13 protein-coding genes are annotated in these 16,780 nt (G+C 75.5%); 5 read left to right on the top strand and 8 right to left on the bottom strand.

The window, feature by feature from the left end:
• The first annotated feature begins 51 nt into the window (after window positions 1-51).
• Window positions 52-531, top strand: coding sequence for an Lrp/AsnC family transcriptional regulator (locus C8D89_RS19270; RefSeq protein ID WP_116709745.1), 480 nt, complete (start codon window positions 52-54; stop codon window positions 529-531).
• Between the two features lie 348 nt (window positions 532-879).
• Here the strand turns inward: C8D89_RS19270 and C8D89_RS19265 are convergent, their stop codons facing one another.
• The 3 genes from C8D89_RS19265 to C8D89_RS19255 form a co-directional block, all read right to left on the bottom strand.
• A complete protein-coding gene (locus tag C8D89_RS19265) occupies window positions 880-3,336 on the bottom strand; it encodes an HNH endonuclease signature motif containing protein (protein WP_116709744.1) in 2,457 nt (818 codons plus the stop codon).
• A gap of 56 nt (window positions 3,337-3,392) precedes the next feature.
• The gene (locus tag C8D89_RS19260) at window positions 3,393-4,385 is read right to left on the bottom strand and encodes an NAD(P)H-dependent flavin oxidoreductase (RefSeq protein ID WP_116709743.1); all 993 of its coding nucleotides are present in this window, start codon (window positions 4,383-4,385) and stop codon (window positions 3,393-3,395) included.
• Between the two features lie 71 nt (window positions 4,386-4,456).
• Complete coding sequence (locus C8D89_RS19255; RefSeq protein WP_116709742.1) at window positions 4,457-5,572, bottom strand: SPL family radical SAM protein; 1,116 nt, start codon at window positions 5,570-5,572, stop codon at window positions 4,457-4,459.
• A 144-nt stretch (window positions 5,573-5,716) separates the two neighbouring features.
• Here C8D89_RS19255 and C8D89_RS19250 point away from each other — a divergent pair, with 144 nt between their 5' ends.
• Complete coding sequence (locus C8D89_RS19250) at window positions 5,717-5,932, top strand: hypothetical protein (RefSeq protein WP_116709741.1); 216 nt, start codon at window positions 5,717-5,719, stop codon at window positions 5,930-5,932.
• Here C8D89_RS19250 and C8D89_RS19245 read toward each other — a convergent pair.
• Window positions 5,917-6,438: a methyltransferase gene (locus C8D89_RS19245; RefSeq protein WP_165825803.1), complete on the bottom strand. Its 522-nt coding sequence runs from the start codon at window positions 6,436-6,438 to the stop codon at window positions 5,917-5,919. The genes C8D89_RS19250 and C8D89_RS19245 overlap by 16 nt on opposite strands.
• Before the next feature lie 116 nt (window positions 6,439-6,554).
• Here C8D89_RS19245 and C8D89_RS19240 point away from each other — a divergent pair, with 116 nt between their 5' ends.
• Both C8D89_RS19240 and C8D89_RS19235 read left to right on the top strand, forming a co-directional pair.
• On the top strand, window positions 6,555-7,532 hold the full coding sequence (locus tag C8D89_RS19240; protein WP_116709739.1) for a phosphotriesterase family protein: 978 nt from the start codon (window positions 6,555-6,557) through the stop codon (window positions 7,530-7,532).
• 5 nt (window positions 7,533-7,537) lie between these two features.
• Complete coding sequence (locus tag C8D89_RS19235) at window positions 7,538-9,055, top strand: class I adenylate-forming enzyme family protein (protein WP_207787315.1); 1,518 nt, start codon at window positions 7,538-7,540, stop codon at window positions 9,053-9,055.
• A 37-nt stretch (window positions 9,056-9,092) separates the two neighbouring features.
• Here the strand turns inward: C8D89_RS19235 and C8D89_RS19230 are convergent, their stop codons facing one another.
• Genes C8D89_RS19230 through C8D89_RS19220 form a run of 3 tightly spaced genes read right to left on the bottom strand, consistent with a single transcriptional unit; the run spans window position 9,093 to window position 12,000 of the window.
• Window positions 9,093-9,740 (bottom strand): LutC/YkgG family protein, encoded by a 648-nt coding sequence (locus C8D89_RS19230; RefSeq protein WP_116709843.1) that lies wholly within the window; start codon window positions 9,738-9,740, stop codon window positions 9,093-9,095.
• On the bottom strand, window positions 9,737-11,182 hold the full coding sequence (locus C8D89_RS19225; RefSeq protein ID WP_116709842.1) for a LutB/LldF family L-lactate oxidation iron-sulfur protein: 1,446 nt from the start codon (window positions 11,180-11,182) through the stop codon (window positions 9,737-9,739). Before C8D89_RS19225 ends, C8D89_RS19230 begins: the two co-directional genes overlap by 4 nt.
• Window positions 11,183-11,199: 17 nt before the next feature.
• Window positions 11,200-12,000: a (Fe-S)-binding protein gene (locus C8D89_RS19220; protein WP_116709738.1), complete on the bottom strand. Its 801-nt coding sequence runs from the start codon at window positions 11,998-12,000 to the stop codon at window positions 11,200-11,202.
• 290 nt (window positions 12,001-12,290) lie between these two features.
• Here C8D89_RS19220 and C8D89_RS19215 point away from each other — a divergent pair, with 290 nt between their 5' ends.
• On the top strand, window positions 12,291-14,933 hold the full coding sequence (locus C8D89_RS19215; protein WP_116709737.1) for a helix-turn-helix transcriptional regulator: 2,643 nt from the start codon (window positions 12,291-12,293) through the stop codon (window positions 14,931-14,933).
• A 13-nt stretch (window positions 14,934-14,946) separates the two neighbouring features.
• Here the strand turns inward: C8D89_RS19215 and C8D89_RS19205 are convergent, their stop codons facing one another.
• A complete protein-coding gene (locus C8D89_RS19205) occupies window positions 14,947-16,767 on the bottom strand; it encodes an Hsp70 family protein (protein WP_207787314.1) in 1,821 nt (606 codons plus the stop codon).
• Window positions 16,768-16,780: the final 13 nt, after the last annotated feature.

Raw genomic sequence — 16,780 nt, 5'->3', positions numbered from 1 at the left:
GGTCCAGTGGAACACCCCGCTGACTGATCTCCTTCGGCCATTGGACGAGACATGGAGCTCGACGACCTCGACCGCGCCCTGCTGCTGGCCCTGCTCGAGCGTCCGCGGGCCGGGCTGCGCGAGCACGCGCGGGCGCTGGGCATCGCACGCGGCACCGCGCAGGCCCGCTTCCTGCGGCTGCAGGAGCGCGGGGTGATCGTCGGGTTCGCGCCGCAGGTGAACCCCGAGGCGCTCGGGTACGACGTGCAGGCGTTCGTCACGCTGCACATCACGCAGGGTCGGCTCGACGACGTGGCGGAGGGCCTCGAGAACGTCGCCGAGGTCGTCGAGGTGCACAGCATCACCGGGGACGGCGACCTGTGGGCCCGGGTGGTCGCGCGGAACAACGCGCACCTGGAGCAGGTGGTCCAGGGGATCATCGGTACCCCGGGGGTGGAGCGCACCCGCACGGAGATCGCGCTGACCGAGCGCATCGCCCACCGGGTCCTGCCGCTGGTCCGGGCCCTCCCCCGTGGGCGGCGGGGCGCGTAGCGCACCTGGTCTGCTCGCTGGCGTGAGCGGTGAGCTCGGGCTCGACAGCATCGCGGAACGGGTCGGCGGGGTCTACGAGATCGACCTGGCCGGGCGCTGGGGCTCGACGACGGTCGGCTGAACGGCGGGTGCACCTGCGCGAGCGCCCGGCACCCGGGCCGCTGCGCTGCCGCACGGTGACGAACCACCCTCGCCCATGGCCCGCACGAGGAGGACGTCGAGGTCTGGGGCTCGGCGGGCGCGCTGGTGGCGCAATCGCGAAAGCTCGCGATGTTGCTCTGAGAGCGGCGTCGCGGCGCCCCGCTCCGGATCGTGGGATGTCCCTCGGGGCGGGTCCCCATCCCGCGATCAGAAGGGTGGAGGGTCGTCGAGATCGGCGGTGGGTGTCGGTCTTGGTGTGGGTGTCGGTGTGCGGCGGCGGCCGGTGGTTCGCCGGTCCGCGTTCCGGTTGTCTGTGATTCGGCGGACGGGTTCAGCGGGTGGATCGGGGTCGGGGTCGTCGTCGTCTGGCCAGGGGTCGTCGTTCCAGCCGTCGTCGGGCAGGGGCCGTGGTCGGGCGGCCGGTCGGGGTGCGGGTAGCGGTTCGATGACCCGGCGGGGCTCGGTGGTGTGGGTGATGCCCGCGCGGGTGCGGATGACGAAGCGCCCGGGTGCCGGCTGTGTGAGCTGCCAGCCGGCGACGTGTTCCGCGCGGTGATCATGGGTGCAGAGGGCGCCGAGGTTCCAGGACGCGGTGGGGCCGCGCAGGGCGTGGTCGCGGGTGTGGTCGAGCTCGGCGCGGTGGGCGGGGCGGCGGCAGGACGGGGCGAGGCAGTGCCGGTCGCGGACCTGGACCCAGCGCTCGACCTCGGCGCCGGGGCGCCGCCGCGCCCACTGGTCCGGGCCGGTGTCCGCGTCGGGCGGGCGGGAGCGCGCGGCCACCCCGCCGAGCTCGGTGAGCCGGTGCTGGAGCTCGACGAGCAGGGGCGCCCACGCGCCGTGCTCGTCCGGGCGCAGGGCGGCCAGCACCGTGGTCGGGACCTGGAGCTCGACGATCGCGGCGGATCGGGGGGCCCGGCGTCCCGGCGTGCGCTGCCGGCCGCGGGGCGGGGGTGGTCGGCGGCGGGCCAACAGCACGTGCTGGAGGCGCCCGTCGTCGTCGGTGAGGACCACGCGCCACTCGGCGTCGGGCCGCTCCAGGATCATCCCCCGGGCGTCGTGGGCCAGCACGACCCCGAAGCCGGGGACGGTGCCGGGGTGGTCGTCGAGCCCGAGAGCGGTGGTGAGCCGCAGGCGCACCTCGACGATGCCCTGGCGCACCCGCCCCGCCCGCGGCTCGGGCACCTCCAGCGGCGGGGGCCCGGGCCCGTCGGTCGGGATCACCAGATCGAGCACGCCCTGCTCGTCGACCTCGCCCGACGCGCCCTCGCCGCTCGGAGACCGCGGGCCCTCGCCCGGGCCGTCGGGGCCGTCGCCGTCGGGGCCGTCGCCGTCGGGGCCGTCGCCGTCGGGGCCGTCGCCGTCGGGGCCACCGCCGTCGGGGCCGTCGCCGTCGGGGCCACCGCCGTCGGGGCCGTCGCCGTCGGGGCCGTCGCCGTCGGGGCCGTCGCCGTCGGGGCCACCGCCGTCGGGGCCGTCGCCGTCGGGGCCGTCGCCGTCGGGGCCGTCGCCGTCGGGGCCGTCGCCGTCGGGGCCGTCGCCGTCGGGCCCGTCCCTCGGGCCGTCGTCCGGGCCGTCATCGTTGGGGCCACTGTCCGGGCCGTCATCGTTGGGGCCACTGTCCGAGCCGTCGTCGGCCGAGCCGTCGTCGGCCGAGCCGTCGTCGGCCGAGCCGTCGCCGGCCGAGCCGTCGTCGGCAGAGTCGTCCGACCCGGTGTCGTCCGACCCGGTGTCGCCCGGCCCGGTGTCGCCCGGCCCGGTGCCGGCCGGGGCGTCGTCCGGCCCGACGCGCCGGTCACCGCCACCCCCGCCGCCCCCGCCGCCCCCGCCGGTCGCCTCGGGCGTGTTCGCGGCGTGGTACTCCGAGGCGAGCAGCAACGCGACCGAGCGATCGTCCATCCCCGCTGTCGAGCCATCGAGCAACCGCATCCCCACCTGCAGGCGCAACTGCGCGACGGGCGTGAGAACCCCGAGACGCCGGATTGCCGCCGCCAACCCATCGATACGCGCCTGCGAAGCGATCCCCTCCGGCACCGGCGCATCAACGAACGACAACGTCGCAGTCCCCGACGGATTCGCCGACAAGATCACCCGCGCCCGGCTCTCCGCACGCCGGCGACGACGCTCGGCCCAATCCGGATCCAGCGAGACGGCGATCTGCTCGATCCGCTCCTGCAACGCCCCCACCGGCAACCCCGGCGCCTCGCCCAGCACCACCCCGCACACGCGGTGAGCGTGATCCTCAGCGAGATCCCCGGTCCACTCACAGATCGTGCGCGCCTTGGGCTCATCGATCACACCCTCGTGCAGCGCGTCACCGACCTCGGGCAACCGCACGAACAGATCATCGGCCAGGTCCAGCCGGCGCGTGGCCATCGTGCGCGACCAACCCAACAACCCCCGCAGCTCGTCCCCGGAGAACTCGTCGAGCTCCGGGCGGCGACCCGGCCGACCGTCCTCGGCACGACCCAGATGGTGCAACCCCTCGAGCAGCTGGGCCTCCGCCCGGTTGTGCACCCGCCACCGGGCCTGGACATGAGCCCCCAGAGCCTCGCCGCCCAACGTCGCGGGATCGATCCCCTCGAGCAGCCCGACCAACCCCGCATCCGGCGCAGCAGCCCCCAGCTCGGCCGCCAGGCCCGGCCGGGACTCCTGCTCGATGCTCACGAACCCGACGCTAGACCGACCCCCCGACACCCCCGACTGATCAACTGTGAACGCTCTCAGCCGGCGGGGTGGAGCGCCTCGGCGCCGGCGGCGATGGTCGCGACGATGTCGCCGGCGGGCCGCACGTCGGAGATCAGCGAGCAGGACTCCCCGGCGTAGAGCACCGAGGAGTCCAGGTCACCCTCGAAACCCTCCATCGGCATGAAGATGCCGTACCGCGGCAGCTCGACGGTCTGTCCGCCGACCGGCATCTTGCCGGTGACCTCACCCTCGCCGACCCGCCGGCCACTCACCGGCGACCCCGCCGCCAGCCACTCCTCGACGATCCGGTTCCGCAGCACCCGGTGCGCCGCGTCCGGCCACCCGACGTCGAAGAGCTTCGTGTAGTGGGTGTCGGCGGCGGTGGCCGCGACGACGCGATCCTTGTACGCCGCGCGCGACTCGTCGCTGCACAGGAACCGCGTTCCGAGCGAGACCGCCTGCGCCCCGAGCGCCAGGGCAGCAGCCAGACCCCGGCCGTCGGCGATCCCGCCCGCGGCCACGACGGGCAGCGGTGCGACGGCGTCGACCGTCGCCGGCAGGACCACCGAGAGCGACTCGACGCCCCGGACGTGTCCGCCGGCCTCGACCCCCTGGATCATGACCGCGTCCACCCCGGCGTCCGCGGCGGTCCTCGCCTCCTCGGCCGACCCGACCTGCGCCACGATGCGCGTCCCGACGGCATGGGCACGATCGACGTACGGAGCCGGATCACCCCAGAACAGGACGAGCACGGGCACGCGCTCCTCCAGACAGCACGCGACCGGCGTGTCGTCCTCCAACAGCGGCAGGATGAGGTTGACCCCGAACGGCCGGTCGCTCAGCTCGCGCGTCTCGCGGACCTGGTCCCGCACCACCGGCTCCGGCAGCCCGCCCATGCCGAGGACGCCGAGTCCGCCCGCGTTCGACACCGCCGCGGCCAGGGCCGGGCCCGCGAGCCCTCCTCCCATGCCCGCGTTCCAGATCGGGAGGTCGACTCCCAGGGTCCTGCAGAGGTCCGTGGTGAGCATGGGTGCTCCCGCTGTGGTCCGGGGCTACGGGCCCCGAACTGTGCGCCGGTCCGCACCGGGCGTCAACGGCCCTACGTCCAGTAGAGGACGCGCGCGCCAGGCAGTCGCTCGGCGAGCTCGCTCGTCACGTGCTCGCGCAGGTCGGCCATGACGTCGTCGGGATAGACGTGCTTGACCGCGCCGAACCTGCCGCGCTTGGTGCGCCGCTGCTCGGGGTCCATCTCGAGCCGGGTCCGCGGGTACCAGCTCTCGAGGGTCTCCTTGCTGCCCGGCGTGAAGCGGTGGGTGATGCACTCGGCGGTGAGGTCGAGACCGTCGATGCCCTCGAGCGCGGCGGCGACCCGGCCGAGCAGGTCGCCGTACGCCGTCCGCCAGTCACCGACGGGCATGATCGGCGCGATCGTCAGCCCCACCGGGTAGCCGGCGCGGGCGACCGTCGCCAGCGCCTCGATCCGGGTCGCGACCGGGTCGGTGCCGCCCTCGAAGCGCCCGACCACCGACTCCGGGCCCACCGAGAACCGCAGTCGCGTACGCCCGCCGTGCGGGAGGTCGAGCAGCCCGTCGACGGCGGCGAACTTGGTCGTCGCCCGGAGCTGCACCGGCCCGCCGAAGTCGTGCGTGCCGACGTGACGGATGGCCGCGGACAGGCTGCCGGTGACGTGCTCGATACCGAGCGGGTCGGTGTAGCAGGACGCCTCGAACGTCGTGCCCTCGCCGGCGCGGTCGGCGTTCGTGGAGGTGATCGTGCCGTGGCCGACGTAGGCGTCGAGGCCGGCGAGGATCTCCTCGAGGTCGCCGTAGACGCGCGTCATCGGCGGGCCGGACAGCGAGCCGGCGAGGTAGCAGTACTGGCAGTGCGCGGGGCAGCCGCGGGCCAGGTCGACGCGCCAGTCCGCGCTCGGCGGGATCGGGTCGAGCAAGCGGGACGAGGCGGGACTGGTGACCACGGCCAGCGCGGACTTGGCGCGGGCGTAGGTCTCGCGCTCGCTCTCGCCGCGGACGCCGGTGATCCGGTCGTTGCGCAGCAGCTCGACGTCGTCGACGCCGGCGGCCTCGCACCGGCGGAGGATCTCGGCGGTGTGCGGGTGCTCCTGCGCGGACCGGGTGACCAGGACGCGCTGCGGGATCCAGAGACGGGTGCGGGCCGGGGCAGGAGCGGCGGTGGGCGCCGACAGGGCTGTCGTCATCGCACCCACGTCAACGCGCCGTGCGCTCGGCGACTTCCGCCGGATCGGGGTGATTCGTCCCCTGTTCGGCGGGATACTCGCCGGCGTCCGGCGTGCCGCCGGTCACACCGCCGTGCCCTCACCCGTAGCCCTCGGGAGGTCTCAGTGTCCGCCCCCTCCACCGGTCCCGACCTGCGTCCCGCCGCCCTCGACGAGGCAGCCCTCGACGACGTCCGCCGCCTCGAGGAGCGCCTCGGGACCCCGGTCGTCGCCTACGAGGCCACCAGCCCGTACGCGGACCTGACCGACGAGCAGCTCGCCGAGATCCAGCGCGCCGAATCCGCCCTCGGCGTGCGGTTGCTGGCCTACCGCAGGGCCTGACCCACCGCGCGGACGTGCAGCAGGTGCACGCCGCGGAGCTCGGGCGTCGCGACGTCGGCCACGAAGCCGGCCGCGTCGAGGTGTCCCCGCAACCGGTCGACGACGTCCGTGCGCGGCGCCTTGCCCCCGTCGTCGCCGTAGACGAGGTGCAGCACGCCCTCGGCGCCCAACGCCGACGCCAGCACCGCCAGCTCGCGGCGCGCCGGCCCCGTCCAGAACGCGTTGACGTTCACCGCGAGCGCGACGTCGGTCGGTGTCGGGACGTGGTCGGCCAGCTCTTCCGTCCGCACCGTCGCCCGCCCGGCGGCGACGGCGTCGGTGATCCGCGCAGCGGTCGCGGCGGTGGCCGTGGCCGAGCGGTCGATCCCCGTGTAGTGGCCGGCGGACAGGCGCTCGACCAGCAGCGCCGCCGCCACCCCGCGCCCGCAGCCCACCTCGAGCACCCGCGCGTCCGGCGCCGGGTCGGCGAGGGCGACCGCGGCGGCGAGGCGGGGCGGGACCTGCACGACCCGCACTGTGCCACCGAGCTGCCTCGCCGGGACGAGACGGACATGCGGTCCGCGCGGGGCTCCGTAGGGTGGTGCCGGTCACAGGCCGAGCGGCGCGGCGGAGGTGCGGGGCGATGCCCACGGTGGAGACGGTGCGTGGTCCGGTGGACGTCGACGATCTCGGCACGACGCTCATGCACGAGCACGTGTTCGTGCTGAGCCCGGACATCATGCAGAACTACGGCGACGAGTACTGGGACGAGGAGGTCCGGGTCGCCGACGCGATCGAGAAGCTGCGGCGGCTCCGCGACCTCGGCGTGACGACGATCGTCGACCCCACCGTCGTCGGGCTCGGCCGCTACGTCCCGCGCGTCGCGAGGATCAACGCGGAGGTCGACCTCCACATCGTCGTCGCCACCGGGCTCTACACGTTCGACGAGATCCCGCACTTCCTGCACTACCGCGGTCCGGGCACCGTGCTCGGCGGCGAGGAGCCCATGACCGCGATGTTCCTGCGCGACATCCGCGAGGGCATCGGGGGCACGGGGATCAAGGCGGCGTTCCTCAAGGGCGTCGTCGAGGAGCGCGGCCTGACGCCCGACCAGACCCGCATCCAGCACGCGATCGCGGCCGCGCACGTCGAGACGGGCGTGCCGATCACCGTGCACACCAACGCCGCGCACCAGACCGGTCGCCTGGCGCTCGACCTCTACGAGAAGGCGGGCGTCGACCTCACGAAGGTCGTGATCGGGCACGCGGGCGACAGCAACGACCTCGACTACCTGCGCGAGATCGCCGACCGAGGCGCCACGATCGGCGCCGACCGCTTCGGGATCGACGTCTTCAACCCCACCGACCAGCGGGTGGCCACCATCGCCGCCCTCTGCGCCGAGGGGTACGCCGAGAAGATCGTGCTGTCCCACGACGCGTCGTGCTACATCGACTTCTTCTCCGGCGAGAGCCAGGCGACGAAGGAGCAGATGCTGCCCAACTGGCACTTCGAGCACATCCACCACGACGTGCTGCCCGCCCTGCGCGACCGGGGCGTCACCGACGAGCAGATCACGACGATGCTCGTCGACAACCCGCGGCGCTACTTCACGGTGGGGTGAGATCCGTGCCCGAACCGCTCCCGCGCGGCGACGACCCGTTCGACGCCTCCGGCGTCACCCGCGGCCCCGACGGCATCGCCCGGTACGACCACCTCCCGCCGTCCGTGGTGGCCATGGTGCGGGCCTCGGTCGAGCGCCATCCCGAAATCGAGGCCCTGGTCGAGGTCGGCGGCGAGCGGGTCTCCTACGCCGAGCTGTGGGAGCGCGCGGCGCGGGTGGCCGGCGGGCTGGTCCTCGACGGCGTCGGCCGCGGCGACCGCGTGGCGTCGCTGCTGCCGGCCGGGCTGGACTGGGTCGTCGGTTTCCTCGGCACGCTCATGGCCGGGGCCGTCGCCGTCCCCGTGAACACCCGCTTCGCCCCGCCCGAGGTCGAGCACGTCCTCACCGACAGCGGGGCGAGGGCCGCGCTGCGTCCCGGGTCGCCGCTGCCGTCGGGGAACCCCGAGGCCCTCGACGACCTGGTGCCCGGCGACCTCGCGGCGATCTTCTACACGAGCGGCACGACCGGACGACCCAAGGGCGCGCGGACCACGCACCGCAACTTCCTGTCCAACGTCGAGACCGCGATCCGCGTGACCGGGATCGACCGGACCGAGGGGCCGTCCCTGCGCAACCTCGTCTCGGTACCGCTGTTCCACGTCACCGGGTGCAACTCCCAGCTGCTCGTGCAGCTCGGCCTGGGCGGCACGACCGTCGTGCTGCCGACGTTCGACGGCGCCGCGTTCGTCCGGACGATCGTGGAGGAGCGCATCGACACCCTTGTCAGCGTCCCGGCCGTCTACGGCCTGACGCTGGCGCGGGACGACCTCGACGTCGACCTCTCGCACGTCCGGCGGGTCAGCTACGGCGGTGCCCCGATCGCTCCGGCCCTGGTCCGGCGGCTGCGGGAGCAGCTGCCGCGGGCCCGGTTGGGGAACGGCTTCGGGCTCACCGAGACCTCCTCCATCGCCACCTTCCTGCCGCACGAGTGGGCCGCGGAGCACGCGGACGCGGTGGGCTTCGCGGCTCCGGTCGTCGACCTGGCCCTCGCCGACCCCGACGAGGCCGGGGTGGGGGAGCTGCTCATCCGGGGCCCCAACGTCGTCGACGGCTACTGGCGCGCCCCGGAGGCGACGGCGGCGACCTTCGTCGACGGCTGGTTGCACAGCGGCGATCTCGCGCGCGTCGACGACGGCATCGTCCGGATCGTCGACCGGGCCAAGGACGTGATCAACCGCGGCGGCGAGAACGTCTACTCGGTCGAGGTCGAGAACGCCCTCGCCGGCGCTCCCGGCGTCACCGACGCGGCCGTCGTCGCCGTGCCCGACGACGTCATGGGCGAGAAGGTCGGCGCGGTCCTCGTCGGCTCGGGGATCGACGTGGACGCCGTGCTGTCCCACCTGGAGCAGCGTCTCGCCGACTTCAAGGTGCCGCAGTACGTGGTCGTGACCGGCGACCCCCTGCCCCGCAACCCCGGCGGGAAACTGCTCAAGCGCACGATCCGCGAGGGCACGACGTGGGGGCGGCCGGTCCGGGGCCGCTGACCCACGTGCGTGATCTTCTGAGCTATAGCTCAGAAGATCACGCACGTGGGGGGCCGACGAGCACCACGTCGAGGCGGCGGGGGCCGTGGACGCCCTCGACGCGGTCCAGCTCGATGTCGCTGGTCGCCGAGGGGCCGGAGACGAAGGTCAGCGGGCGGGTGGGATCGAGGCGCGCCAGCGCCTCGGGCACCGACGACACCACTGCCGCCGCGTCCACCACGCACACGTGGTGATCGGGGACGAGGGTGATCGCGCGGCGGCCCTGGTCGGGCTCGCCCGCGGCCAGCACGAGCGTGCCGGTGTCGGCGATCGCCACCGACGCTCCGGTGAGCACCGCGTCGAGGCCGTCGAGCTCGGGCACCGACAGCGGCGGGTCGTCGCGGCGCACCGTCACGGCCAGCCCGTCGGTCCACGTCGTGGGGAGCCCGGGCGGCACGACGACCGACCCGACGCCCTCCAGCACCGACGCCAGGACCGCCGGCACGTCGCCCGGGCCCGCGGCCCGGAACACCACCGCCCGGTACTCGGTGACGGTCTCCTCGAGCCGGTCGACGACCTCGGCACTGCCCGCCGCCAGCGCCCCGACGCGCCGGTACTCCCGCGGCGTCGGCGGCACCCCGCCCCGCGGCGCCCCCGCGTCACGCGCCGCCCGCAGCCGCGCCAGGACCTCCTCGCGGGCGCTCACGAGCGCGTCCGCTTCCACCACTGCCGGAACGTCTCCGCCGGCGGGGCGGGCGCGTCGCGCGCCGAGGTCCACTGCGAGCCCGGGTAGGGCAGGAAGCGGATGCGCCCGGAGCGCCCGGCGAAGCGCCCGAGGCCCAGCACCCGCTCGGCGGCCCGGAACCGGCCCGGCGACACCATCGCCGCGGCCACCGTCCGCATCGCGAGGTCCTGCGCGGTCGGCGTCCGGTGCGCGGCGATCGAGGCCGCGCGCTGCTGCACCAGCAGGTTCGGGATGTCGATGCGGACCGGGCACGCGTCGAAGCACGCCCCGCACAGCGACGACGCGTACGGCAGCGAGGCGTTGGGGTCGTCGGGCCCCGAGATGCCCGTGAGCTGCGGCGAGAGCACCGCCCCGATGGGTCCGGGGTAGACCGAGCCGTACGCGTGCCCGCCGGTCCGCTCGTAGACCGGGCAGACGTTGAGGCACGCCGAGCAGCGGATGCAGTGCAGCGCGGACCGCCCGTCCTCCGAGGCGAGGACGTTCGACCGGCCGTTGTCGAGCAGCACCAGGTGGAACGTCTGCGGCCCGTCGCCGGGCGTCACCCCGCTCCACGTCGAGGTGTAGGGGTTCATGCGCTCCCCGGTGGAGCTGCGCGGCAGCAGCTGGAGGAACACCTCCATGTCCGACCACCGCGGCACGACCTTCTCGACGCCCATCACCGTGATCAGCGTGTCCGGCAGGGTCAGGCACATCCGCCCGTTGCCCTCGGACTCGACCACCGAGATCGTCCCGGTGTCGGCGGCCGCGAAGTTCGCGCCGGAGATCGCGACCCGCGCCGACAGGAACTTGCGGCGCAGGTGGGCCCGGGCGGCCATCGCGAGCCGGCGCGGGTCGTCGGTGAGGTCCGGGTCCACCCCCGGCATCGCGCGCAGGAAGATGTCGCGGATCTCGGAGCGGTTGCGATGGATGGCCGGGACGAGGAAGTGCGACGGCCGGTCGTCGGAGAGCTGGACGATGAGCTCGGCGAGATCGGTCTCGGTCGCGGTGATGCCCTGCTCCGCGAGCGCCTCGTTGAGCCCGATCTCCTGCGTCGCGATCGACTTGACCTTGACGACCTCGTCGGCACCGGTGTCGCGCACCAGGCCGGCCACGATCGCGTTCGCCTCGGTCGCGTCGCGGGCCCAGTGCACGACGCCGCCGCGGGCGGTCACCGAGGCCTCGAGCTGCTCCAGCAGCTCGGGCAGCCGCGCCATGGTGTCGGCCTTGATCGCCTCCCCGGCGCGGCGCAGCTCCTCCCAGTCGGGCACCTCGGCCACGACGCCCGCCCGCTTCGCGCGGATGGTGCGCGTCGCGTGGCCGAGGTTGCGGCGCAGCTGGGTGTCGGCGAGCGCGCGGTGCGCCGCGGCGGGGAAGGGCTCGCTGCCGCGCAGGAAGCCGACGCCGTCGGGCGCGGTGGTGGGCATCCCCAGATCGGTCGAGCTCACGGGTGCACCCCCTTGCCCTCCCCCACCTCGGTGGTGTCGAACACGATGTCCCGGGCCGGCGTCCCGTCCTCGGTGCTGGCCAGGATCTCCGCCAGGTGCACCGTCCGCACGCCCGAGCGCAGGCGCGACAGCCCGCCGCCGATGTGCATCAGGCACGAGGAGTCGCCGGCGGTGCACACCTCGGCGCCCGAGGTCAGCACGTTCGCCATCTTGTCGGCGAGCATCGCCGTCGAGACCTCCGCGTTCTTGACCGCGAACGTGCCGCCGAACCCGCAGCACACCTCGGCGTCGGGCAGCTCGACGAGGTGCAGCCCGCGGACCGCCCGCAGCAGCCGCAGCGGCTTGTCCCCGACGCGCAGCATCCGCAGCGAGTGGCACGTCGGGTGGTAGGTGACGCGGTGCGGGTAGTACGCGCCGACGTCGGTGACGCCGAGGACGTCGACCAGCAACTCGGAGAGCTCGTAGGTGCGCCCCGCGAGGTCCTCGGCCGCCCGCGCCAGGTCCTCGTCGCCCCCGCGGCGGGCGACCATCGCGTGCTGGTGGCGCACGCAGCCGACGCAGGAGCCCGACGGCGCCACCGCGACCTCGGCGGCGTCGGCGAACACCTCGACGTGGTGGCGCACCAGCGGCAGCGCCATGTCGAGGTAGCCGGTGTTGACGTGCATCTGCCCGCAGCAGGTCTGGTCGGAGGGGAAGACGACCTCGTGCCCGAGGCGCTCCAGGATCTCGACGGTGGCCTTCAGGGCCTGCGGGAACATCGCGTCGCCCAGACACGTGGCGACGAGGGCGATCCTCAACGGCGATGTCCTCTCGGACGGGTGGTGGTGACGGCAGTGTCTCCCGGCGACGAGGGGCCACGCAGCGCCGCCCCGCCCGCGCCGACACCGCGCCGCGGGTCCTCGCCGAGCCGCGACTGGTCCGGACGGCGGAAGCCGACGCAACGACCTGCTCACCGCGAGGAGCCGGTGCTCAACGAGGAGTAGCCGACACTCCCGCAGGCTTGTCCACTGGACGAGGCCACGACAGCATCTTTCGGACACGCCATGCACACGGCGCCGCCCGTGCCTCCGGGGAGGTGGCCCGTCCCATGCCCGACAGCTGGCCCCTCGTGGGTCGGGGCGAGGTGCTGTCCACGGTCACGCGGCTGGCCCGGACGGGACGTCGCGCCGGCGTCGTGATCGTCGGGCCGCCGGGGTGCGGACGGACGCGGCTGGCGCGCGCGGCGCTCGCCGCCGTGGCCGGCGACGCGGAGGGCCCGACGTGGGCCCCGCGGTGGCTGATCGCCACGAGCGCGACCGCGCCGTTCCCGCTCGGGGCGGTCAGCCACCTGCTCTCGGGGCAGGGCGCGGACCTCGGGGAGAACCCCCTGTTCGCCGCGCGACGCCGGCTGGTCGCCGACGCGGGTGGTGCCCGGCTGCTGCTGGCGGTCGACGACGCGCACTGGCTCGACGGCACGAGCGCCGCGCTCGTGCAGCAGCTCGCCGCCGCCGACGAGGCCTTCGTCATCGTGACCGTCCCCTCCGGGACCCCGGTGCGCGACGCGGTGTTCGCGCTGTGGAAGGAGGGCCTGGCCGACCGGCTGGACATCGGTGACCTCGAGCGGGCCGACCATGACACCCTCCTGCGCTCGGCGCTGGGCGACCACGTGGACGAGGCGACCCTGCGCCGCCTCTGGGACCTCTCGCGCGGCAACCCGCTGTTCCTGCGCGAGCTCGTCGACGCCGCGCGCGCCGCCGGCACCCTGCGCCGCGTGGGGCAGGTCTGGCGCTGGGACGGACCGGTGGAACCGACCCCCCGGCTGGTCGAGCTGGTGGAACGCCAGATGGGCCGGCGCTCGCCCGAGGACCTCGAGCTGCTGACGCTCATCGCCTTCGGCGAGCCCCTCGGCAGCGAGCTGCTCGCGGGCACGGTCGCGCCGGAGACCCTGACCCGGCTCGAGCACGACGGCCTGCTCTCCTCGGTGCAGCGCGGCCGGCGGGTGGACGTCTCGTTGACCCACCCCCTGCACGCCGAGGTGCTGCGGCGCCAGGCCAGCCCGTGGCAGACGCGCCAGGCCTTCCGACGGCTGACCGAGGCGCTCGAGCGCACCGGGGCGCGCCGCGGCCTCGACCGCGCCCGCCTCCTGTGGTGGCGCGAGGAGCAGGGCATCGCCGCCGGCGCCGACGACCTGGTCTCCACCGCCGAAGCCGTCCTGGCGTCCGACCGCCGGCTCGCCACCCAGCTCGCCCGGGCGGCCATCGGCCGGTCCGCGAGCACGGCGACGACGCTGCGCCTGGGGCGCGTCCTGGTCGCGCTGGCGCTCGCCGACGACGCCGAGCGCGTCCTCGCCGCCGCGATGGCGGACCGCGACGCCACCGGACACGACGCCCGCGCGCACCGTGCCCTCGCGCTCCTGCGGGTGCCGAACCTGTGCTGGGGCCTCCACGACCTGCGCACCGCCCTCCGCGTCGTCGACGAGATCGACCCGCCGACCGGCGGCGACGGCACGGGCACGGTCGAGCCCGGCGTCGCCGTGCTGCGGGCCTACCGGAGACTGATGACCGGCTGCCCGGTCGGACCGGATCCGGCGCTCGAGAGCGGGGCCCACCCCGACCCGGACCTCCTCGACCCCGACGCCGCGGACCACGGTCTCGCCGTGGCCGCGCTCGCGGCGGCGCTCGCCGGGGACCACGCGCGGGCGCTGGCCCTGGCCGAGCGGGCCGAGGCCGCGGCACCGCCCGGGCGCCCCCGGAGCTGGACGGGCTACGAGGCGCGCACCGCCCGCTGGTACGCCCACCTCCTCGACGCCGACCTCCCGGCCGCCGAGGCGGTGGCCCAGCGGCTGCGCGAGGAGGCGCTGCTCGAGTCGGCCCCCGAGCCGGCCTCGCTGGCGGCGACGTGGCTGGGGATCGTCGCGGCCCGGCGCGGCCGGCTCCCCGAGGCCGTCCGGTGGCTGCAGGAGGCGGCGGCCGCCGTGCGAGCCTCCCGCTTCCCGTTCACTCTGCCGCTCGTCAGCGAGATCGCGGTGGCCCTGGCTTCGCTCGGGGGCCTCGATCGGGCCCGGGCGGCGCTCGCCGAGGCCGAACCGCTCGGTGACGAGGTCCTGTTCAGCGCCTGGACCTGGACCGCGCGCGTGTGGCTCGCCGGGCTGGGAGGACGCCGCGGCGAGGCCGTGCGGATGGCCCTCGACACGCCGGCCCGTGCGGGGCGCCTCGCGGTGCTGCAGTCGCTGCACGCCGTGGTGCGGATCGGGGAGGCGCCCCCGGCCGTCGTCGCGGAGCTCGACCGCCTGGCCGCCCGGGGCACGGGGCGCCTGCACGACCTCTACGCCGCGCACGCGCGGGCGGTGGCCGACGCCGACCCCCGGGCGCTCGACACGGCGGCCCAGGCGTTCGCCGACCGCGGGATGCTGCTGCTCGCCGCGGAGGCCGCGGCGCAGGCGTGCGCGGCGCACCGCGCCGCGGGCCGTCCCTCGTCCGCCCGCGCCTCCGCCGTGCGGGCCCGCGGCTGGGCCCCGGCGGCCGCAGTCACCCCGGCGCTCGCGCTGCTCGACGGCGCCGACGAGCTGACGCCGCGGGAGACCGAGATCGCCTCCCTCGCCGCCGGCGGCCTCACGAGCCGGGCCATCGCCTCCCAGCTCGTGGTGTCGGTGCGCACCGTGGACAACGTGCTGGCGTCGGTCTACCAGAAGCTCGGGATCACCGGGCGCGCGGAGCTCCCGGACGTGGTCGGCCTGCCGACCACCCGCTGAGCGCGGCCGGCGCTCAGCCCGAGCCCCCGCTGCCGCCGCCGTCGGCGTTCCCGCCGGCGCCGGTGCCACCACCCGAGTCGCCGCCGTCGGTGGCACCCGTGTCGGCGGTCCGCTCCTCGTTGCCCTGCCCGGCATCGGGGCGGGTCGTCGTGGTCGTCGCCCGCGTGGTCGGGGGCGCGGTGGTGCGCTGACGCGTCGGCGCCTCCGTCGCGGGGGGCCGGGCCGCGCTGCTCTCCGCCGGCTCGGCCGACACCACGTCCCCGGGCTCCGTGCTCGGGGCGACGGGCGTGGCCGGGGCGACGGATGCCGGCGGCGGGGTCGGGCTGCTGCCGGACAGCGCGGTGTAGGCCCACGCGCCCCCGCCGCCGAGCACGACCAGAGCCACGATCGCCGCGGCCACGATCGGCATCCGCCGCGGGTGTCGTGGCGGTGCCCCGGTGTCGCCCGGGCTCGTCAACCCCGGGGCGGGCATGCCCGCGGCCGGCGTGGACCGGGGGCCGCCGGGCGGGCCCGGCCGTCCGATCGGCCCCGAGGGCGGCCCGGCCACGCGGGGGAACGGACCCGACGACGGCGCCCGGCCCCCCGGGGCGTGGGGCAGCGCGCGGGTGCTCGCGGGCCCCGCGGCGGCCCCGCCCACCGCGGCGCCGGCGGCGGCGGCCCCACCCACGCCGGCCGCGCGCGCCGGCCTCCCCTCCGGCCGCGCGGGGGGCGCGGACACGGGTCCCCGGGGGCGCGGCACGGCCGGGGCGGGTGCGCCGGCCGGTGGGCGCTCGGCGGGGGGCCGCGAGAGCAGGGCCGCGCCGAGCACGATCGCGTGCTTCGGGTGGGCGTCCACGGCCGTCGGGCGCCCGAGCTCCGCGGACACCATACGCGCCACCATCGGGATCCGCGAGGACCCTCCGACGAGCAGCACGGCGTCGAGCTGGTCGGGGGTCACCTCGGCGGAGTCCAGCGCGCGGCGCAGCGACGCGATGGTCGCGGTGATCGACGGCTGCACCATGCCCTCGAACTCGGCGCGGGTGAGCCGCACCTCGGTCTGCAGCTCGGGCAGCATCACCGGGATCGTCGTCTCGGTGTCGGCCGAGAGGGTCTCCTTGGCGAGCACGCAGTCCTGACGCAGCCGGACCATCGACGCGGTCGCCCGGGGATCGGCCGGGTCGAGCGCGCTCACCGCCCCGTCCAGGGAACGGTCGACGTGCGCGACCACCGCCTCGTCGAAGTCGACCCCGCCGAGGTTCTCGACGCCCTCGGGCGTACCCAGGATCCGGAAGCCGCCGCGGACGGTCCGCAGCACGGTCGCGTCGAAGGTGCCGCCGCCGAGGTCGTAGACGGCGACCAGCGCGCCCTCCTCGAGACGCTCTCCGGAGGCGTAGTGGGCGGCGGCCGCCTCCGGCTCGGTGATCATCCGGACGTGGTCCAGGCCGGCCAGACGGGGGATCTGGCCGAACAGCTCGCGCTTGTACGGACCCCAGTTGGCGGGGTGAGTCAGCGTCACGCGGTCGGGCCGCCCACCCTGCCGCTCCGCCACGAGACGGACGACGTCGGCGAGCTGGCGCGCCATGAGGTCCGCCGGCGAGTAGGGGGAGCCGCCGAGGACGAGGGGCGTCGGGTCGCCGAGACGGCGTTTGACCTCGCGGGCGACGCGGTCGGGATCGGTGGCGGATCGCCGGTCGGCGGCGTCGCCGGTCAGGGTGGTGCCGTCCTCGCGGACGAGCACCACCGAGGGGACCGCGGCCGCGCGGTCGCCGAGCGGGGCCATCTCGACGTGGCCGTCGTGCTCGACCGCCGCCGCGGTGAAGGTGGTGCCGAGATCGACACCGAGTCCGTAACCCACCGCGTTCTCCTCT

Source organism: Actinomycetospora cinnamomea (assembly GCF_003096675.1).
GTDB lineage: Bacteria > Actinomycetota > Actinomycetes > Mycobacteriales > Pseudonocardiaceae > Actinomycetospora > Actinomycetospora cinnamomea.
The sequence above is the reverse complement of the archived record's forward strand: the minus strand, read 5'-3'. Positions and strand labels throughout refer to the sequence as shown.